This window comes from Brevundimonas sp. G8, from assembly GCF_902506205.1.
Classification (GTDB): domain Bacteria; phylum Pseudomonadota; class Alphaproteobacteria; order Caulobacterales; family Caulobacteraceae; genus Brevundimonas.
Window position 1 is genome coordinate 124526 of record NZ_LR732816.1, and the last position, 20863, is coordinate 145388.

General features: G+C 65.2%; 14 protein-coding genes. 4 read left to right on the plus strand and 10 right to left on the minus strand.

The features are described 5' to 3' along the window. Positions 1 to 45 precede the first annotated feature (45 nt). Positions 46 to 960 (minus strand): transcriptional regulator, encoded by a 915-nt coding sequence (locus CHRYSEO8AT_RS00630; RefSeq protein ID WP_159844811.1) that lies wholly within the window; start codon positions 958 to 960, stop codon positions 46 to 48. Positions 961 to 973: 13 nt separating this feature from the next. After that, a complete protein-coding gene (locus tag CHRYSEO8AT_RS00635) occupies positions 974 to 2134 on the minus strand; it encodes a GNAT family N-acetyltransferase (protein WP_159851551.1) in 1161 nt (386 codons plus the stop codon). Positions 2135 to 2285: 151 nt separating this feature from the next. Here CHRYSEO8AT_RS00635 and CHRYSEO8AT_RS00640 point away from each other — a divergent pair, with 151 nt between their 5' ends. Further along, positions 2286 to 2447: a hypothetical protein gene (locus tag CHRYSEO8AT_RS00640; RefSeq protein ID WP_201304315.1), complete on the plus strand. Its 162-nt coding sequence runs from the start codon at positions 2286 to 2288 to the stop codon at positions 2445 to 2447. Positions 2448 to 2497: 50 nt separating this feature from the next. Beyond that, complete coding sequence (locus CHRYSEO8AT_RS00645) at positions 2498 to 3559, plus strand: L,D-transpeptidase family protein (protein WP_159844814.1); 1062 nt, start codon at positions 2498 to 2500, stop codon at positions 3557 to 3559. A gap of 3 nt (positions 3560 to 3562) precedes the next feature. Here the strand turns inward: CHRYSEO8AT_RS00645 and CHRYSEO8AT_RS00650 are convergent, their stop codons facing one another. From CHRYSEO8AT_RS00650 to rpsL, 5 genes are all read right to left on the minus strand, one after another. Next, complete coding sequence (locus CHRYSEO8AT_RS00650) at positions 3563 to 5158, minus strand: carboxylesterase/lipase family protein (protein ID WP_159844817.1); 1596 nt, start codon at positions 5156 to 5158, stop codon at positions 3563 to 3565. Between the two features lie 180 nt (positions 5159 to 5338). Beyond that, positions 5339 to 6529, minus strand: a complete 1191-nt coding sequence (gene tuf / locus CHRYSEO8AT_RS00655; RefSeq protein ID WP_159844820.1) for an elongation factor Tu — start codon at positions 6527 to 6529, stop codon at positions 5339 to 5341. 109 nt (positions 6530 to 6638) lie between these two features. Next, complete coding sequence (gene fusA / locus CHRYSEO8AT_RS00660; protein WP_159844823.1) at positions 6639 to 8717, minus strand: elongation factor G; 2079 nt, start codon at positions 8715 to 8717, stop codon at positions 6639 to 6641. Positions 8718 to 8896: 179 nt separating this feature from the next. Then, positions 8897 to 9370: a 30S ribosomal protein S7 gene (gene rpsG, locus CHRYSEO8AT_RS00665; protein ID WP_135195309.1), complete on the minus strand. Its 474-nt coding sequence runs from the start codon at positions 9368 to 9370 to the stop codon at positions 8897 to 8899. Positions 9371 to 9451: 81 nt separating this feature from the next. After that, entirely contained in the window at positions 9452 to 9826 is a 375-nt protein-coding gene (gene rpsL / locus CHRYSEO8AT_RS00670) for a 30S ribosomal protein S12 (RefSeq protein ID WP_008260482.1), read from the minus strand. Positions 9827 to 10244: 418 nt separating this feature from the next. On the opposite strand from rpsL, the gene CHRYSEO8AT_RS00675 reads away from it, so the two are divergent. Continuing rightward, on the plus strand, positions 10245 to 10952 hold the full coding sequence (locus tag CHRYSEO8AT_RS00675; protein ID WP_159844826.1) for a hypothetical protein: 708 nt from the start codon (positions 10245 to 10247) through the stop codon (positions 10950 to 10952). Then, the gene (locus CHRYSEO8AT_RS00680; protein ID WP_159844829.1) at positions 10949 to 11773 is read left to right on the plus strand and encodes a hypothetical protein; all 825 of its coding nucleotides are present in this window, start codon (positions 10949 to 10951) and stop codon (positions 11771 to 11773) included. Before CHRYSEO8AT_RS00675 ends, CHRYSEO8AT_RS00680 begins: the two co-directional genes overlap by 4 nt. 69 nt (positions 11774 to 11842) lie before the next feature. Here the strand turns inward: CHRYSEO8AT_RS00680 and CHRYSEO8AT_RS00685 are convergent, their stop codons facing one another. From CHRYSEO8AT_RS00685 to rpoB, 3 genes are all read right to left on the minus strand, one after another. Further along, the gene (locus tag CHRYSEO8AT_RS00685) at positions 11843 to 11980 is read right to left on the minus strand and encodes a hypothetical protein (protein WP_159844832.1); all 138 of its coding nucleotides are present in this window, start codon (positions 11978 to 11980) and stop codon (positions 11843 to 11845) included. A 129-nt stretch (positions 11981 to 12109) separates the two neighbouring features. After that, on the minus strand, positions 12110 to 16306 hold the full coding sequence (gene rpoC / locus CHRYSEO8AT_RS00690; protein ID WP_159844835.1) for a DNA-directed RNA polymerase subunit beta': 4197 nt from the start codon (positions 16304 to 16306) through the stop codon (positions 12110 to 12112). 103 nt (positions 16307 to 16409) lie between these two features. Then, on the minus strand, positions 16410 to 20525 hold the full coding sequence (gene rpoB / locus CHRYSEO8AT_RS00695; RefSeq protein ID WP_159844838.1) for a DNA-directed RNA polymerase subunit beta: 4116 nt from the start codon (positions 20523 to 20525) through the stop codon (positions 16410 to 16412). Between the last annotated feature and the right edge of the window lie 338 nt (positions 20526 to 20863).

The window sequence follows — 20863 nt, forward strand, 5'->3', positions numbered from 1 at the left end:
AGTCATTTTAACTCGGGGTCATGAACTCGAATTAACGCGCCTAGTTCAGGATGGGCGGCCAATGGCGCCCGCCCCATCAGCCGCCCCGACCTCGGGTTCAAAATCGCGTTCGAAGTTGGCGATCTTGCTCCGCATCGCCCCCGCCTTCTTCAAGGCCAGCGAGGCGGCCCAGCGCGCAGCCAGCTCCGGCGTCGTCATGCCGTCAGTGAAGCGCGGCCGCCCGCCCCGGCTGCGGATCACCGCATTGGTGAACAGCGCCCCATTCCTGAACCGCGACGGCCAGGTCTGGAAATCCATCGACAGGCTGACGCAGAACCGATCCAGATTCTCCACCCGGTGCGGCGCATACAGCGGCCAGGTCAGCGCCCGCCCCGGCTCCAGATCCATGACCTGAGCCTCGTTCTCGAACGCCAGCGTATAGGGCAGTTCTTCCGTCGTCTGGCGCGCCACGACCTGTTCCATGTTGCGCTCGGGCAGATGCCCCTCGTCGCCCGGATAGACGAACAGCCGCTTGCGCCCGCGCAGGTGGAACAGCACCACCCCCGCCGCGTCGAAATGATAGGGCACCCGCGCCTTGGGCGACGACAGGATCAGCTGCCCGGCATTCCGCACCGCCCGCATCCCCGGATAGGTCGCCTGGATCGCGGCGAAATCCTTCATCGCCGCCGCCCACAGCTCGGGCCAGCCGGTCTCGACCCCGCGCAGATTGACCCACAGCCGACCCTGCTTGATCGCCTCCAGCAGTTCCCCGCCCGACAGCCGCCCGCGCGCGCCGGTGCGCAAGCTGACTTGGCCCTCGTCGTCGTAGTCATACAGGTTGATGTCGAACAGCTCGGCCGGATAGCGATCCAGCACGGCGGCCAGGGCCGCATCCTCGGCGAACCCCTGATCGATCAGCGTATGGGCATGCGTCTTCGCCTCGGCGATCGGTCCCGGATAGCGGGTGCGGCGTTCGGTCATGGCAGCCTCTCTTTCAGACGTGGGCGACGCGCGCCGGCGTCTTCTTCTTGGCGGCGGCCTTCTGGACGGCGGATCGCGCCGCGACCGCCGCGCCCCTCAGACGACCGACTGGCGTCGCCTCGCAGGCTTCGATGGTGGCCCAGCGCCGACGCAACGACGACCTGACCGCCTCACCCCGTCCGCCCGCGCGGTTCAGCGCCGCCACCGTCATGTCGCCCAAAACCTGGGTCACGCCGGGACGCATCACCACGGCCTCTCGCACCGTCTGGCGGGCGTTGACGAAATACTTCTTGTAGGTCTCGCCCTCGAACCCGAAGTCGAACACCCGGAACCCCTCGGCCGCCGCCAGCCGCATCGTGTCCATGCTCAGCAGTATGCCCGGCGAACAGCGCGCCAGCGCCGGCTCATAGACCGGGAACCAGAAATGGTAGTGCCGCCCGGCGTGCAGCGAGAACTCCACCGCCACCAGCTTGTCGCCCGCATGCATCGACGCCATCGAGGCGCCGAAGTCCGCGCGCGGCTCGATCATCAGCGCGTGCAACAGATCCCGCGTCCAGCCGCAGGCGAAGATGTCGTGCAGACCCGACCGCCGATACTGCGCCGCCTTCAACGCGATCAAATGATCCAATAGCGCCGGATCGCGCAGCCCGCGCTCCACCCGGATCGGCCCCAGTTCGGCCTCCAGACTGCGGCGCGCTCGTTCCTTGTCCTTGAAATATTTGCCGAAGGTCGAGCGCCTCTCGGCATACCAGGCGTCGTATCCAGGCTCGGGCATGACGACCTGCACCGTCTCGCGCGCCTGCCCCGTCTCGGCGGCGCCGATCCAGCCGGGCACGTTCAGCCGCTTGGCCTTCAACAGCCGCGCCACCTCTTCCAGCGTGATTGTCTCGCCCACCGGCGCAATGACGCCGTGATAGTCGTTCATCGGCGCGCCCAGAGGCTGCACCGCTCCGCCCCGCCGCTGATGCGGGAAGAAGCCGACGATCTCGCCGTCGCGCCGGAACACCGCGATCGCCGCGCCCGGACAGACCCGCGAAGCGATCTCGGCATATTCCCAGCGGAAATAGGGGCTGGCCAAGTCAGGATTGCCGCCCGTCCACGCACGCCACAGGGCGACGGCGGCGGCGTCCATCGCCCCCGCGTCCATGATCTCGACCTGCAACATTCCGGCCATACGCATCCTCATCGAACCTCGTCCAGCAAGGTCCATTCCAGACCGCACCTTGCCCGATCCGCGTTTCATCAGGGTTCACCGGCATGGTGAACGCGCGTTGACGGAGCCGCCCCGCATCCTGCGCGTTGCCTTGATCCAAAGGGAGACGACCATGACCGATCCACGCCCCGACAGCAAAAGCGTCGAAAACGAAAACCTGCGCCCGGACGCAGACGGCGAACCCCCGCGCCCCGCCACCGAACCCAAGGGCTCGGAAGGCTCGTCCAACTCCGGCGAGACCGAGACCGATCCCGCCACCGGCGAACAGAACTGATCTCGCCCGCCCATTCTGCCCGTCTGGCCCGCCTGCCTCGAAAGTCCGCAATGAACCGATCCGCCTGCCTCGCCGCCCTCGCCGTCCTGTCCCTGTCCGCCTGCTCGCCCAGAGAGGAACAGGCCCCGGCCTCGGCTCCGGCGGTCGAGGCGGGCGCGACTGGCCCCCTCTCGCGCGACGCCATCGAGAACACCGCCTATACGCCGCCCGTCCAGTCGACGCCCCAGGCCGGTCAGTCGCCTCAGCCCGGCGCCGCTCAGGCCCAGGCTGAACCCGCCCTGATCCGCGCCCAGGTCCTGCTTGAACGCGCCCGCTTCTCGCCCGGCGCAATCGACGGTCTGGCGGGCTCGAACATGCGTCAGGCCATCTCAGCCTTCCAGGAGGCCAACGCCATGACCGTGACCGGGGAACTCGACGCCGATGTGATGGGCCGACTGCGCGCCGCCGCCGGCCCAGGCGCGATCACCACCACCTACGCCATCACCCAGCAGGACATCGCCGGCCCCTATCTCGGCGTCGTCCCCACGAACTTGGAGGCTCAGGGCCAAGCCGCGCACATGGGTTACGCCAATATCGTCGAGGCTCTGGCCGAACGTTTCCACGTTACCGAGGCGCTGCTGCGCGCGATGAACCCCGGCGCCGACTTCAACCGCGTCGGCCAGTCGCTGCTGGTCCCCGCCGTCAACACCACGCCCCTGCCCGCCGAAGTGGACCACATCGACGTCGACAAGAGCGAAGGCTCGGTCAAGGCCTTCGACGCCGACGGCAAGCTGATCGCCTACTTCCCCGCCACCATCGGCAGCGGCGACAACCCGACCCCGACCGGCACGGTCAAGGTCAACGGCGTCGCCCGGAACCCCGATTACACCTATGACCCGTCAAAGCTCAGCTATGGCGACAGCAAGGAAAAGGTCATCGTCAAACCCGGGCCCAACAATCCGGTCGGCGTCGTCTGGATCGACCTGAACAAGCCCAGCTACGGCATCCACGGCACGCCCGACCCGCACCTGGTCGGCAAGACCGCCTCGCACGGCTGCGTCCGCCTGACCAACTGGGACGCCTGGATGCTGGCCGACAAGGTCAAGCCCGGCGTCACGGTCCGCTTCATCTAGGGATCAGTGGACGGCGCCGAACGGCGTCCCGTCCCAAAAGTCGCAGTGGTGGCGCGCGAAGAAGTCGTCGTCCATCGCATCGCCCTCTGGCTTGAACACCCGAACCGGCCCCGCACCCTCGATGCGGGGCCATTCGGCGGCGAAGTCCGCCGTTCCGAACGTCGCCCACAGCCGCTGCATCCGTTCCGACAACGCCTTCTGCTCCGGCGTGAATTTCTTTACGTCCGCAAACACCCAACTGGTCCCGAACACATAGGCCAGTTCGCTGGCGTGATAGGCCCCAAGGTCCAGACCGACGATCCAGTCCGGCAGCACGAACGGCGCCTCTCGGTCCGCGAACTCATAAGCCCACACCGGAACATGCTGCGCCAACAGTCGCCTCAGCGCCTGTGACGGACAGGCGAACCTCTGATCCGTGAAGTTGGTCGCGATGGCGTAGGCCGGGCCATCCTCTCCGACCGGATAGCGCGCCAGCACCCGCTCGCCCTGGTCGCCGTACATCCAGATCGTCTCCTTGCGATAGCGATCCATGTCCTGCACCTCGTTGGCGAACAGACGCCCCTCGTCCAGGTTCGTCCCCACGATCACAGGCACGCGCGTGAACCGCCCCTCACGGATCGCTGCCGCCGGGTTTTCCGGCACGGTCGCATCCGTATGCACCGGCCCCCACGACCCCGGCCCATTGATGCCGGCTCTCAGCGACGCTGCACGCGACAGCCGCCACGCCGGCAAACCCTTCAGACAGGCGATCTGATCCTCGCCCGTGCAGCCCAGCCGCTCAGCGAACATCGGCCCCGACTGGGCCGCATCCTGCGCGCTGACCAGCGACGACGGCTCCAGGCAGCCACCGCTCTGCATGATGACCCGCTGATACAGCCCTTCGGATTGCGGCGAGGTCATCAGATAGCAAGCCGTCCACGCCCCCGCGCTCTCGGCGAAAAGGGTCACGTTGCTGGGATCCCCGCCGAAGGCCGCGATGTTGCGATGCACCCACTGCAGCGCCGCCTGCTGGTCCATCAAGCCGAAGTTGCCGCCGAAGCCTTCGCCCGTCGCCTGGAACTGCGGATGGGCCAACCAGCCCAGCGCGCCCAGCCGATAATTCATCGTGACGACCACCCGCCCCTGGTCGCGCGCAAGTTTCGACGGGTCATAGTTGGCGCCCGACCCCACGGTGAAGGCTCCGCCAGGGATATAGACCATGACCGGCAGGGCCTCGGCCGCCTGCCCGCCCGGCGCATAGATGTTCAGGTAAAGACAGTCCTCGGACCCCACCACGATCCCGCCGCCACCACCCAGGATCGAGCGTCGCCCAATGGCCTGGGTGCAGTCCTTGGCGATCCGCGTCGCATCCCGAACACCGCTCCACGCCTCCACCGGCTGCGGCGCGCGCCAACGCAAATCACCGACCGGCGGCGCAGCGAACGGCACGCCCAGAAACACCCTCGCCCCCGCGCCATCCACGCCGCGCAGCACGCCATCCTCGGTCGTCGCCAGCACCGTCTTCGCATCGCTGGCGAATCGGACATGATCGACCTTGCCGGGATGGGTCGCGCAGGCCGAAAGGGCCACAAGGCAGGCAAGCAACGAGATCAGACGCATCGGAAACCTTGGCTTTTCGGCAGACGATCCTAACGCCTGAAGCAAGGCCGCGTTGCCGACATCCGCCGCGCCTCAAAGCAAAACGGCCCCCGGATTTCTCCGGGGGCCGCTCTGTTACGCTTACTGTGTCTCTTGGCCTCAAGCAGCGCGTGAGCGCGTTAGGCCAAAAGGATGTGTCGACTACTCGACGATCTTGGCGACGACGCCGGCGCCGACGGTGCGGCCGCCTTCACGGATGGCGAAGCGCAGGCCCTGGTCCATGGCGATCGGGGTGATCAGTTCGACGTTCAGCTCGGCGTTGTCGCCGGGCATGATCATCTCGACGCCTTCCTTCAGGTGAACGATGCCGGTCACGTCCGTCGTGCGGAAGTAGAACTGCGGGCGGTAGTTCGTGAAGAACGGGGTGTGACGACCTCCTTCTTCCTTGGTCAGGATGTAGGCTTCGGCCAGGAACTTGGTGTGCGGCGTGATGGAGCCCGGCTTGCACAGCACTTGGCCGCGCTCGACGTCTTCACGCTTGGTGCCGCGCAGCAGGACGCCGACGTTGTCACCGGCTTGACCCTGGTCCAGCAGCTTGCGGAACATTTCCACGCCCGTGCAGGTCGTCTTCTGGACCGGACGGATGCCGACGATCTCGACTTCCTCACCGACCTTGACGATACCCTTCTCGACGCGGCCCGTGACCACGGTGCCGCGGCCCGAGATCGAGAAGACGTCTTCGACCGGCATCAGGAAGGGCAGGTCGACCGGACGTTCCGGCTGCGGGATGTAGGCGTCGACGGTTTCCATCAGGGCCAGAACGCGCTCTTCGCCGATTTCCGGGTTCACGCCGTCGGTCGCGGCCTTGGCCGAGCCCTTGGTGATCGGAATGTCGTCGCCGGGGAACTGGTACGAGCTCAGCAGCTCGCGCACTTCCATCTCGACAAGCTCGAGCAGTTCTTCGTCGTCGACCAGGTCGACCTTGTTCATGAAGACCACCAGGGCCGGCACGCCGACCTGACGGGCCAGCAGGATGTGCTCGCGCGTTTGCGGCATCGGGCCGTCGGCGGCCGAAACCACCAGGATCGCGCCGTCCATCTGCGCCGCGCCGGTGATCATGTTCTTCACATAGTCGGCGTGGCCGGGGCAGTCGACGTGGGCGTAGTGACGGTTGGCCGTCTCATATTCCACGTGCGCGGTGTTGATCGTGATGCCGCGAGCCTTCTCTTCCGGCGCCGCATCGATGTCCGCATAGGCCATCGCCTTCGCGCCGCCGGCCTTCGCCAGCGTCATCGTGATCGCAGCCGTCAACGTCGTCTTGCCATGGTCAACGTGACCAATCGTGCCGATGTTGCAGTGCGGCTTGTTCCGTTCGAACTTTTCCTTGGCCATTTTCTAGCTCCTAAGGTCCCCGAACCGGGGTTCCTGCAGTTTGGGGGTTAAGGACGCCCGGTCCTTACGGTCCGGGCGCATATAGGTCCGCTTTCCGAAAAGGGAAAGCTTAGGCGTACTTCTTGATCACTTCGTCGGCGACGTGTTGCGGCACCGGCTCGTAGTGATCGTATTGCATCGTGAACTGGGCGCGGCCCTGCGACATGCCGCGCAGCGTGTTCACATAGCCGAACATGTTGGCCAGCGGCACGAAGGCGTTCACGACGGTGGCGTTGCCGCGCATGTCCTGACCCTGGATCATGCCGCGACGACCGTTCAGGTCGCCGATGACCGAGCCGAGGTATTCCTCGGGGGTCACGACCTCGACCGCCATGATCGGCTCGAGCAGCTTCGGAGCGCCCTTTTCCTTCAGTTCGCGGAAGGCGGCGCGCGATGCGATTTCGAACGCCAGCACGCTGGAGTCGACGTCGTGGTATTTGCCGTCCGTCAAAGTCGCCTTGAAGTCGATCAGCGGGAAGCCCGCCAGCAGACCCGAGTCCTTGATGGAGTTCAGGCCCTTTTCGACGCCGGGGATGTATTCCTTGGGCACGGCGCCGCCGACGATCGAGTTCTCGAACACGAAGCCCGAGCCCGGCTCGCCGGGTTCGAAGGTCAGCATGACGCGGGCGAACTGGCCCGTACCGCCGGTCTGCTTCTTGTGCGTGTAGTCGATGTCGACCTTGCGGCCCAGCGATTCACGATAGGCGACCTGAGGCGCGCCGATGGTGGCCTCGACCTTGTAGGTGCGCTTCAGGATGTCGATCTTGATGTCCAGGTGAAGCTCGCCCATGCCCTTCAGGATCGTCTGGCCCGACTCGTGGTCGGTCGAGACGGTGAAGGACGGATCTTCCGAAGCTAGCTTGGCCAAGGCGACGCCCAGCTTCTCCTGGTCGGCCTTGGTCTTGGGCTCGACCGAGATCTCGATGACCGGGGCCGGGAACTCCATCTTCTCCAGGATGACCGGCGACTTCAGCGGATCGCACAGGGTGTCGCCGGTGCGGGTGTCCTTCAGGCCGGCCAGGGCGACGATGTCGCCGGCGTAGGCTTCCTTGACGTCTTCACGGTTGTTGGAGTGCATCTGCAGCATCCGGCCGACGCGCTCTTTCTTGTCGCGGCTGGAGTTCAGCAGGCTCATGCCCGTTTCCATCTTGCCCGAGTACAGGCGGCAGAAGGTCAGCGAGCCGACGAAGGGGTCGTCCATGATCTTGAAGGCCAGGACCGACAGGGGTTCGTCGTCCGACGCCTTGCGGACAACGGGCTCTTCCGTCTTGAAGTCGATGCCCGGCGTCGGCGGGATGTCCAGCGGCGACGGCAGGTAGTCGACGACGGCGTCCAGCAGCGTCTGCACGCCCTTGTTCTTGAAGGCCGAGCCGCACAGGATCGGATAGAAGGCGCCGGTCAGCACGGCCTTGCGGATGCACTTCTTCAGCACTTCGACCGAAGGCTCGGTGCCTTCGAGGTAGGCTTCCATCGCCTCGTCGTCCAGCTCGACGGCGTTGTCGATCAGGTACTGGCGGGCTTCGTTGGCCTTGTCGACCAGGTCAGCCGGGATCTCGCCGACGGTGAAGTTGGCGCCCAGGGCGTCGTTGTCCCAGACGACCGAACGCATTTCGACGATGTCGACCAGGCCGGTCAGCGAGGACTCGGAACCGATCGGGAACTGGATCGGCACGGCCTTGGCGCCCAGGCGGTCGCGGATCGACTGGACCGAGGCGTCGAAGTCGGCGCCGATCTTGTCCATCTTATTGACGAAGACGATGCGCGGCACCGAATACTTGTCGGCCTGGCGCCAGACGGTTTCGGTCTGCGGCTCGACGCCGGCGTTGCCGTCCAGCACCGTCACGGCGCCGTCGAGCACGCGCAGCGAACGTTCGACTTCAATGGTGAAGTCCACGTGGCCGGGGGTGTCGATGATGTTGAGGCGCTTTTCTTTCCAGAAAGCGGTCGTCGCGGCGGACGTGATCGTGATGCCGCGCTCCTGCTCCTGGTCCATCCAGTCCATGGTCGCAGCGCCGTCGTGGACTTCGCCGATCTTGTGGTTCTTGCCGGTGTAATACAGGATCCGCTCGGTCGTCGTCGTCTTGCCCGCGTCGATGTGGGCCATGATGCCGAAGTTGCGGTAGTCCTTGAGCGCGTGCGTACGTGCCATGAAAGCGTGCCTTGCCAAGAATTTCGGGCGCCGCCGGCGCCCTTTGGGAATGTTTTCAGGACGCGGACGGCGCCCTCAGGAAGTCTGTCTGTGCGGATAAGCGAGCGCGGGCGATTTAGCTCAAACCGCCCGCGCCGGATAGTCTTAGATAGTGACCGCAGTTGGCGGTTTTAAGACGCTTACCAGCGATAGTGGCTGAAGGCGCGGTTGGCTTCGGCCATCTTGTGGGTGTCTTCGCGCTTCTTGACCGCGGTGCCGCGGTTGTTCGAGGCGTCCAGCAGCTCGGCGGCCAGCTTTTCCGTCATGGTGTTCTCGCCACGCTTGCGCGCAGCATTGACCAGCCAGCGGATCGCCAGGGCGCGACGGCGCTCGGGGCGGACTTCGACGGGCACCTGGTAGGTGGCGCCGCCGACGCGACGCGAACGGACTTCGACCGACGGAGCGACATTGTCCAGAGCGGCGTGGAAGGTCGCGACGGGCTCTTGGTCTTTCTTCTTGTCGGCCAGGATATCGAAGGCGCCATAGACGATATTCTCGGCGACGGCCTTCTTACCTTCGTACATGACGTAGTTCATGAACTTGGTGACGATCAGGTCCCCGAACTTGGGATCCGGCAGAACTTCACGCTTCTGGGCGCGGTGACGACGCGACATAGGTTATTCCTTGCAGTGCCCGGCGCTCGCCGGGAGGATCTCGAAAAGGTCTCCGGGCGCGACGGCCCGGAGAGGAATGGCTTACTTCGGACGCTTGGCGCCGTAGTGCGAACGACGCTGCTTGCGGTCCTTGACGCCTTGCGTATCGAGCACGCCGCGCAGGATGTGGTAGCGAACGCCGGGAAGGTCCTTCACGCGGCCGCCGCGGATCAGAACAACCGAGTGTTCCTGAAGGTTGTGGCCTTCACCGGGGATGTAGCAAACGGCTTCATAGCCGTTCTTGGCCAGACGGACCTTGGCGACCTTACGCAGAGCCGAGTTCGGCTTCTTCGGGGTCGTGGTGTAGACGCGGGTGCAGACGCCGCGACGCTGGGGCGAACCCTCCAGAGCCGGCACCTTGTTACGGGTGGGCTTGGGCTTGCGCGGCTTGCGGATCAGTTGGTTGATCGTAGGCATTCGAAACTTATCTCGACTTCTGATGGAGGCGTGTGTCTTTCGACCGAAGCGCCTCTCGCCTTCTTGTGAACGGGGGACCATCCCCTCGCCCGGGTGTCATCGAGACTGAGTGCGTGACGCCCAAACAGCCCCCGGTCCGCCCCGGCGAACCGGAAAACACAAAGGGCCGGAACGCGCGCTTTGGGCGTTCCGGCGGGCACAGCCCGTCCGTTAGATTGTCACGATCTCAGCAACCGGCGAACCGGCCACGCCTCGAAAGTGGGCGGCTTCTACGCGCGATAGGGGCCAAGGTCAAGAAGGCGGCGTTAACACCTCGCCCTCGCCGACTTTCCGCGTAAAGCTTGGCCGTCTCCAATAGAACCGGAAGTTGCCTGAAACCCGCCACGCTTCGCGCCCAGCTTGATCCAACGGAGGGGCGATGACCGCAACGGCGATCAGTCGAACGGGACAGGTGCGGCTGGACTGGCGCAAGGCCGGGCTGGCGGCGACAGCCGTGGGCCTGAATGCCGGCGCGATCGCCCTGCTGTCCCTGACCGACCTCGGTCCGCGCAATACGCCGCTGCGAAGTGAGCCGATGATCGTCTATCTGGACGAGGCTTGGCCAAGGCTGACGCGCGCGCCGCAAGCGGTTGTCGACGCCGAGCGAGGACCACCCGCCTTGGTAGATCGCGAAACGACATCCTCAGCGCCAAACGATTCGCTCAGGCCGCACATCCCCACGACGGCGTCTGTCTCGCCCTCGCCCAGCGATCCCCAAGATGACACCATCGACCCACGATGGCAGGTCGGCCGGGCCGCTTCGGCTTCGGGAGGCCCGGTCCTGTCGTGTGACGGTCCTCATCTGCTGTCGCTGGAGGCGCGACGCCATTGCGACGAACGCTGGGCCGGGCGCGAGAACGTGCGCGCCATCGTCGGGACGGGCAATGCGGAACGCGATGCGACCTTCGCCCGGCACGGCGCGCGCCGTCTGGCCGCGTGGGAGGCGCAGCGCGCCATGCCAACCCGAGGCGATCCGCCGTGCGAACGCCCGAACCCGGTCTCCGGTTGTGAAGACGTAAACGTGCAAGTCGAGCTATTCTCCTCGCGGGACGGCTTCCTGCCCAATCTCAGAAAGCGCCGCGAATGACCGCCCTGCCCCTGCCCCGCCCCAGACGGCCCGACTGGCGCAAGGCTGGGCTGGCGACCGCCTCGGTCGCCATCAACACAGCCCTGATCGCCTTCCTGTCTTTCACGGCCCCCGGCATCAAGAGACCCACCGTGGTCGCGGAACCGCCGCCGATCTATGTCGAGATCACCCCGCGCCCCCTCCTGCCCGACGAGCAGCCGCGCATCCCGGTCCAGACGCCCCCCGCCAGCGACGCCACGACGACGCCTCGCAACGCCCGCGAAATCGTCTCCGCCCCCTCTGCACGACAGGAGACGCCCCAGGACGTCCGCCCCGCCCCGCTTCGACCACGGATCGCCGCGCCGTCACCCCAGGGCGTCCCCGCCCCGCCCGACGCCTGGACGGTCAATCCGAACGACCGTTCGAACGCCATGGCCCGCACCCTGCGTCAGGGCCTGATAGGCTGCTCCACGCCGCAACAACTCAGCGCTGCCGAGCGCGCAAACTGTCGCGAAGACGCCATGCGGCGCGGCTTGAACGCCGCCCCGATTACGGGCACCGGAAATCCCGAACGCGACGCCGCCTTCGCCCGTGAGGGTGCGCGCCGTCTGGCGGAATGGGAGCAACGCCGCCGCCCGTTGTCCGGCGGCGTGGGCGTGGTCGGCCCGGCGGACTGCGTCGGCTCGAACTTCGGCACCGGCTGCGCAGGCGCTCAACTGCCTGACGTTCCCGGCGTGGACATGCGCCAAGGTGCGGAAACGACGATCAATCGAGGCGAACGTCGGCGTCAGGGCTTCTCGGCCAATATCGGGGGACTGCGTGTAGGCGGCGAGGAAGACTGAACGAAAACGGTGACGCCACAACAGCCACCGGTCGGGCGCGCCGCTGGAGCGCTGGAAAGGACTTAGCCGTCAGTGGTCCTGACAGTGGATGTCGTGCATGACCTCGCCCAGGTGCATGGCGGCGGTGGCAAGGCTGAAGTAGCCCACGCCGCACCAGAGGACCACGTTCATCGTAATCACAACGACCGACGTCCGTTTCTTGGGCATGGCGCTCACTCCTCTCCACAATCTGAGAAGAATGTCCCTCACAATCTCGGGGCGGTCAACCGCCCATGAAAAAGGGCGGCGCCGTCGCCGGCGCCGCCCTCTTCATGTCTTCGCTTCCGAAACGGAAGATCAGCCTTCGCTGTTCTCCAGCTCCAGTTGCAGATCGGCCGGCAACGGCTCGATCGCATCTTCGCGGGCCGAGGTCAGTTCGGCGTCGCGATCGTTGGCGATCTTCTGCAGGGCGCGCAGGTAGGCGCCCGTACCTGCCGGGATCAGGCGGCCGACGATGACGTTTTCCTTCAGACCTTCCAGCATGTCCTTCTTGCCGTGGACCGAGGCGTCGGTGAGGACGCGGGTGGTCTCCTGGAAGGACGCCGCCGAGATGAAGCTGCGGGTTTGCAGCGACGCCTTGGTGATGCCCAGCAGGACGGGCTGAGTGGTGGCCAGACGGCCGCCACGCTTCTCGACCTTCTGGTTTTCCAGAACGGCTTCAGCGACTTCGACGGTGTCGCCGCGGATCAGGGTGGTTTCACCCGAATCCAGGACTTCGACCTTCTGCAGCATCTGACGCACGATGACTTCGATGTGCTTGTCGTTGATCGGCACGCCTTGCAGTCGATAGACCTCCTGCACTTCGTTCACCAGATACTCGGCCAGCGCCTCGACGCCCTGGATGCGCAGCAGGTCGTGCGGATCCGGGTTGCCGTCGATGATGTAGTCGCCCTTCTGGATCAGATCGCCGTCGTGGACGGAGATGTGCTTGCCCTTGGGGATCAGGAACTCGACCGGTTCGCCCTGCACGCCGTCGGCGTTGACTTCCGGCGTGATCTTGATGCGACGCTTGTTCTTGTAGTCGCGACCGAATTCGACGCGACCATCCATCTCGGCGATGACCGCACAGTCCTTGGGACGGCGAGCTTCGAACAGTTCGGCGACGCGCGGCAGACCGCCGGTGATGTCGCGGGTCTTGGCGCCTTCGGTCGGGACACGAGCGATGATCTCGCCCGGCTTGACCTCATCGCCGTTCGACACGGACAGAACCGCGCCGACGGGCAGCAGGTAACGGGCGTCGGAGCCCGAGGCCAGCTTGGCGTAGGCGTCGCCCAGGGTGACGCCCATGGCCGGACGCAGGTCGGAACCACGCGGGCTGGCGCGCCAGTCGCTGACGACGCGCTGGGCGATGCCCGTCGCTTCGTCGGTTTCTTCCTTGACCGACAGGCCTTCGACCAGGTCCTCGAAACGGATGATGCCGCCGACTTCCGTCAGGATCGGCGTGGTGTAGGGGTCCCACTCCGCCAGACGTTGGTTCTTCTTGACCTCGCTGCCTTCCTTGACCCGGATGCGGGCGCCGTAAGGGGCCTTGTGGGTCTCGCGGTCTTTGCCGTCCACGACCACGGTCACGATGACGTTGCGGCTCATGGCCACCAGGTCGCCGTGGGCGGCGGTGACGGTCGGGCCGGTGATCTTGGCCACGCCGGCGTTGGTCGCCTCCATGAAGGAGGTTTCCGCCACCTGCGCCGTACCGCCGATGTGGAAGGTCCGCATGGTCAGCTGGGTGCCCGGCTCGCCGATCGACTGGGCGGCGATGACGCCGACCGCTTCGCCGATGTTGACGTTGGTGCCGCGCGCCAGGTCACGCCCGTAGCAGTGGGCGCAGATTCCGGCTTCCGCCTCGCAGGTCAGGCCCGAGCGGACCTTGACCGACTGGACGCCCGCAACCTCGACGGCCTCGGCGACTTCTTCCACCAGATAGGTGTCGGCGGGGAACAGGACGTTATCGGTGCCCGGCTCCTTGATGTCCTCGGCCGCATAGCGACCCAGGATGCGCGCGCCCAGCGAGACCAGCACGTCGCCGCCTTCCATGACCGCACGCAGCGTGATGCCGCGCGTCGAGCCACAGTCGATCTCGGTGACGATCGAGTCCTGCGCCACGTCCACCAGACGGCGGGTCAGGTAACCCGAGTTGGCGGTCTTCAGCGCGGTGTCGGCCAGACCCTTACGGGCGCCGTGGGTGGAGTTGAAGTATTCAAGGACGGTCAGGCCTTCCTTGAAGTTCGAGGTGATCGGCGTCTCGATGATCTCGCCGGAAGGCTTGGCCATCAGGCCGCGCATGCCGCCCAGCTGCTTCATCTGCGCCTGCGAGCCACGGGCGCCGGAGTTGGCCATCATGAACACCGAGTTGATGTCGGGGTTTTCACCCTCGATCAGCACGCGCGGTTGCGCGATCTCGGCCATCATGGCGTCGGCGATCCGGTCCGTCGCCTTGGACCAGGCGTCGACCACCTTGTTGTACTTCTCGCCGCGCGTGATCAGGCCGTCGGCGTACTGTTGTTCGTACTCCTCGACCTGGGTGCGGGTCTCGGCGACCAGTTCGACCTTCTTGGCCGGAATCACGATGTCGTCCTTGCCGAACGAGATGCCGGCCTTGGCGGCTTCGCGGAAGCCCAGGCCCATCATCTGATCGGCGAAGATCACCGTCGCCTTCTGACCGCAGTGGCGATAGACCACGTCGATCAGATTGCCGATTTCCTTCTTGGTCAGGTTCTTTTCGAGCAGGCGATAGCCGACGTTCGGGTTGCGCGGCAGCAGGGCCGCCAGCTTCATCCGGCCCGGCGTGGTGTCGATCACCTTCGTGATCTCCTTGCCTTCGGCGTCCTGTTCCGTCCAGCGCGCCTTGATGCGCGTGTGCAGGGTGACGACCTTGGCGTCCAGCGCGGCGTCGATCTCGCCGATGTTGGCGAACAGCTTGCCTTCACCCGGCTCGCCGTCCTTGACCAGCGACAGATAGTACAGGCCCAGGACGATGTCCTGCGACGGCACGATGATCGGCTTGCCGTTGGCGGGCGACAGGATGTTGTTGGTCGACATCATCAGGACGCGCGCTTCCAGCTGGGCCTCGAGGCTCAGCGGGACGTGAACGGCCATCTGGTCGCCGTCGAAGTCGGCGTTGAACGCCGTACAGACCAGCGGGTGCAGGCGGATGGCCTTGCCCTCGATCAGCTTGGGCTCGAACGCCTGGATGCCCAGACGGTGAAGCGTCGGCGCGCGGTTCAGCAGGACCGGGTGCTCGCGGATGACCTCGTCCAGGATGTCCCAGACGGCGGGCTGCTCGCGCTCGACCATACGCTTGGATTGCTTGACGGTGCCCGACAGGCCCTTGGCGTCAAGGCGCGCATAGATGAACGGCTTGAACAGCTCCAGCGCCATCTTCTTGGGCAGGCCGCACTCGTGCAGCTTCAGTTCCGGTCCCACGGTGATGACCGAACGGCCCGAATAGTCGACGCGCTTGCCCAGCAGGTTCTGGCGGAAGCGACCCTGCTTGCCCTTCAGCATGTCGGCCAGCGACTTCAGCGGACGCTTGTTGGCGCCCGTGATGACGCGACCGCGACGGCCGTTGTCGAACAGCGCATCGACGGATTCCTGCAGCATCCGCTTTTCGTTGCGGATGATGATGTCCGGCGCGCGCAGCTCCATCAGGCGCTTCAGGCGGTTGTTGCGGTTGATCACGCGACGATACAGGTCGTTCAGGTCGGAGGTCGCGAAACGACCGCCGTCCAGCGGCACCAGAGGACGCAGTTCCGGCGGAATGACCGGCACGATCGTCAGGATCATCCACTCGGGCTTGTTGCCCGATTCCAGGAAGGCCTCGATCAGCTTCAGGCGCTTGGACGCCTTCTTGGCCTTCATTTCCGACGGGCTGTCCGCCAGCTCGCCACGGTGCTTTTCAGCCTCGGCGTGCAGGTCGATGCCCATCAGCAGGTTGCGGACGGCCTCGGCGCCGATCTCGGCGGTGAAGCCGTCGTCGCCGAACTCTTCCTGATAGCGATAGAACTCGTCTTCGGTCAGCAGTTGGTTCTGCTTCAGCGGGGTCAGGCCCGGCTCGGTGACGATGTAGTTCTCGAAGTACAGGACGCGTTCCACGTCCTTCAACGCCATGTCCAGCATCAGCGAGATGCGCGACGGCAGCGACTTCAGGAACCAGATGTGGGCGACCGGGGCGGCTAGGTCGATGTGACCCATGCGCTCGCGGCGAACGCGAGCCAGGGTGACTTCGACGCCGCACTTCTCGCAGATGATGCCCTTGTACTTCATGCGCTTGTACTTGCCGCACAGGCATTCGTAGTCCTTGGTCGGGCCAAAGATACGCGCGCAGAACAGGCCGTCACGCTCGGGCTTGAACGTGCGGTAGTTGATGGTTTCCGGCTTCTTGATCTCGCCGAACGACCACGAGCGGATCTTCTCCGGCGAGGCCAGGGCGATCTTGATCTGGTCGAAGGTCGGGGTGACCGGGACCGGGTTGAAGATGTTCAGGACTTCCTGGTTCATCTTGATTCCTTCTGCGGGGTAGACCCGCGAAAATTATTTAGAACGGAGAGAAGCGGAGGGATCGCCCTCCCCCGCCTTGGCGGGAGAGGGTTCGTGATCCGGCTCAGCTGTTCTCCAGCTCCACGTTCAGACCCAGCGAACGCATTTCCTTGATGAGCACGTTGAAGCTCTCGGGAATGCCGGCCTCGAAGCTGTCGTCGCCGCGGACGATGGCCTCGTAGACCTTGGTCCGTCCAGCCACGTCGTCGGACTTCACCGTCAGCATTTCCTGCAGGGTGTAGGCGGCGCCGTAGGCTTCCAGAGCCCAGACCTCCATCTCCCCGAAGCGCTGTCCGCCGAACTGCGCCTTGCCGCCCAGCGGTTGCTGGGTGACGAGCGAGTACGGACCGATGGAGCGGGCGTGGATCTTGTCGTCGACCAGGTGGTGCAGCTTCAGCATGTAGATGTAGCCGACCGTGACCGGACGCTTGAACTGCTCACCCGTTTGACCGTCGTACAGGATCGACTGGGCCGACTTGTTCAGCCCCGCCTCTTCCAGCAGGCGTTCGATGTCGCCGATGTGGGCGCCGTCGAAGACCGGAGTCGCGAAGGGCACGCCCTTGGACAGGTTCTTCGCCAGCTCGATCAGCTCTTCCTCATCCTGCGGCAACGGGGTTTCCGGGCCGTAGATATGCGTTAGACGATCGATCAGGGCCTGCTTCTGACCACCCTGCTGCCAGGCTTCCAGCAGACCGGAGATCTGCTTGCCCAGACCGGCGGCGGCCCAACCCAGGTGGGTTTCGAAGATCTGGCCGATGTTCATGCGCGAAGGCACGCCCAGCGGGTTCAGAACGACGTCCACGTGCGTGCCGTCTTCCAGGTGCGGCATGTCCTCGATCGGCAGGATCTTGGAGATGACGCCCTTGTTTCCGTGACGGCCGGCCATCTTGTCGCCGGGCTGAAGCTTGCGCTTCACGGCCACGAAGACCTTGACCATCTTCATCACGCCGGGGGGCAGTTCGTCGCCGCGTTGCAGCTTCTCGACCTTGTCTTCGAAACGACGGTCCAGTTGCTTGCGAGCGTCTTCGAACTGGCGCTTCATCGCCTCCAGCTCGCCCATGGCCTTCTCGTCGTCCAGGGCGATCTGCCACCACAGACCACGGCTGACCTCGGCCAGCTTCTCGTCGGTCAGCTCGCCACGGCCGATGCCCTTGGGTCCCGACACGGCGTTCTTGCCCACGATCAGCGGCTTCAGGCGGCCATAGACGTTGCGCTCAAGGATCTTGAGCTCGTCGTCGCGGTCCTTGCCCAGACGTTCGATCTCGGCGCGTTCGATCGCCATGGCGCGCTCGTCCTTGTCGACGCCGTGACGGTTGAAGACGCGAACGTCCACGATCGTGCCGGCGACGCCGGGCGGCAGGCGCAGGGAGGTGTCGCGCACGTCCGAAGCCTTCTCGCCGAAGATGGCGCGCAGCAGCTTCTCTTCCGGCGTCATCGGGCTTTCGCCCTTCGGCGTGACCTTGCCGACCAGGATGTCGCCCGGCTGGACTTCGGCGCCGATGGCCACGATGCCCGCTTCGTCGAGGTTGCGCAGGGCTTCCTCACCGACGTTGGGGATGTCGCGGGTGATTTCTTCCGGGCCCAACTTCGTGTCACGCGCCATCACTTCGAACTCTTCGAGGTGGATGGAGGTGAAGACGTCGTCGCGCACGATGCGCTCGGAGATCAGGATGGAGTCTTCGAAGTTGTAGCCGTTCCAGGGCATGAAGGCGACGAGGGCGTTGCGGCCCAGGGCCAGTTCGCCCAGGTCCGTCGACGGGCCGTCGGCGATGACGTCGCCGGCCTTCACCTGGTCGCCCACGCGCACGATCGGGCGCTGGTTGATGCAGGTCGACTGGTTGGAACGCTGGAACTTCGACAGGCGATAGATGTCGACGCCCGACCGGGCGGCGTCCACGTCGCCGGTGGCGCGCACGACGATCCGGGTGCCGTCGATCTGTTCGACGACGCCTTCACGACGAGCGACCACGACGGCGCCGGAGTCCACGGCCACGACCGCTTCCATGCCGGTGCCGACCAGCGGTGCGTCCGACTGCACCAGAGGCACGGCCTGACGTTGCATGTTCGCGCCCATCAGTGCGCGGTTGGCGTCATCGTTTTCCAGGAACGGGATCAGGGCGGCGGCGACCGAAACGACCTGTTTCGGCGACACGTCCATCATGTCCACGGCGTCGCGGTTCAGCAGCTGGGATTCGCCGTTGATCCGGCCGGGGACCAGGTCCTCGACGATGCTGCCGTTCTTCAGTTCGATGTTGGCCTGGGCGATCGTGTATTTCGACTCTTCCATGGCCGAGATGTAAACCACCTCGCCCTGGGCCACGCCGTCCTTCACGCGACGATACGGGCTCTCGATGAAGCCGTACTTGTTGACGCGCGCGTGGGTGGCCAGCGAGTTGATCAGGCCGATGTTCGGGCCTTCCGGCGTTTCGATCGGGCAGATGCGGCCGTAGTGGGTCGGGTGGACGTCGCGGACTTCGAAGCCCGCGCGCTCACGCGTCAGACCGCCCGGGCCAAGCGCCGAAAGGCGACGCTTGTGGGTGATTTCCGACAGCGGGTTCGTCTGGTCCATGAACTGCGACAGCTGCGACGAACCGAAGAACTCACGAACCGCAGCGGCGGCCGGCTTGGCGTTGATCAGGTCGTGCGGCATCACCGTATCGATATCGACCGAGGACATGCGCTCCTTGATGGCGCGCTCCATCCGCAGCAGACCGACGCGGTACTGGTTTTCCAGCAGTTCGCCGACCGAACGGACCCGGCGGTTGCCCAGATTGTCGATGTCGTCGATCTCGCCGCGGCCGTCCTTCAGGCCGACCAGGATCTGCAGGACCTTCAGCACGTCGTCCTTGCGCAGGACGCGTATCTCGTCGGAAACCTCGGGGGTCTCCAGGCGCATGTTCATCTTGACCCGGCCGACGGCCGACAGGTCGTAGCGTTCGCTGTCGAAGAACAGCGAGTTGAACATGTTCTCTGCGGCTTCGGGGGTGGGCGGCTCGCCCGGACGCATCACGCGATAGACGTCGAACAGGGCGTCCTCGCGGTTGTCGTTCTTGTCCACCCGCAGGGTGTTGCGCATGTAGGCGCCGACCGTGACGTGGTCGATGTCCAGCACGTCGATGGTGGTGAAGCCGTTTTGCTCCAGCACTTCGATGGTGGGCGCATCCAGCTCGTCGCCGGCCTCGGCGAAGATCTCGCCGGTCTCGAAGTTGACGGCGTCATTGGCCAGATATTTGGTGACCAGGGCGTCGGCGGCCAGCGACAGCGACGTCGTCGTGTCGCCCAGCTTCTTGGCGGCGCGCGCGCTGATCTTCTGGCCGGCCTGGGCGATCACTTCGCCGGTGTCGGCGTCGACCAGGTCGAACTCCGGCTTAACACCGCGCCAGCGCTCGGCCTTGTACGGCGTGACCCAGCCCTCGCCGCGCTTCTCGTAAGGCACGGTCTCGTAGAAGGTCTTCAGGATTTCTTCGCCGTCCATGCCCAGACCCATCAGGAAGGTCGTGGCCGGCAGCTTGCGGCGGCGGTCGATGCGGACATAGACCACGTCCTTGGCGTCGAACTCGAAGTCGAGCCACGAACCGCGGTACGGGATCACGCGGGCGGCGAACAGCAGCTTGCCCGAGCTGTGCGTCTTGCCCTTGTCGTGGTCGAAGAAGACGCCCGGCGAACGGTGCATCTGCGAGACGATCACGCGCTCGGTGCCGTTGACGATGAAGGTGCCCTTGTCCGTCATGAGCGGGATGTCGCCCATGTAGACGTCCTGCTCCTTGATGTCCTTGACCGAACGGGCTCCCGTTTCCTCGTCGGTCTCGAACACGATCAGGCGCAGCTTGACCTTCAGCGGCGCGGCATAAGTCATGTCGCGCTGGATGCACTCCTCGACGTCGTACTTCGGCTCTTCGAACTCGTACGAGACGTATTCCAGGATGGCGCGTTCGTTGAAGTCCTTGATCGGGAACACCGACTTGAAGACCGCCTCGATGCCCTGTTCCTTGCGGACGCCCGGACGGACCTCACGCTGCAGGAACTGTTCGTAGGAGGCGCGCTGGACCTCGATCAGGTTGGGCATCGCCACCGCTTCGGGGATACGCCCGAAGGATTTGCGGATGCGCTTCTTGCCGGTGAACGAGGTGGCGGAAGCGATCTGACCGTTGATGGCGAGATCGTGGGCGACGTCAGTCATTCAGTGTTTCCCATGACGCGCGATCCGGGAAAACCGCGCGTGAAATGCAGCAGCCACGGCGCGCGTCTCCGCGTCCGCAGCCAGGGGTTCGGCATCCACCCTCGGCCCGCTGCCGGGCCAGGATGCCTGAAATGTACCGGCTCCCTGGGGAAGGAGCCGCGCCTTCGCACGGTCGGAGGGCGACGGACCGGGCCTCGGCGCTTGCGCGCAGACTCATATGGAGTGTTGCGGGAACGTGCACATATACGCGCATTCGCGACGAAATAAAGGCCCTGCGGAACCTTTTCGTTCTAGCTTCCCAATCCCGTTGCCGCCGGGTCTTAAGGCCTGATAGCGTC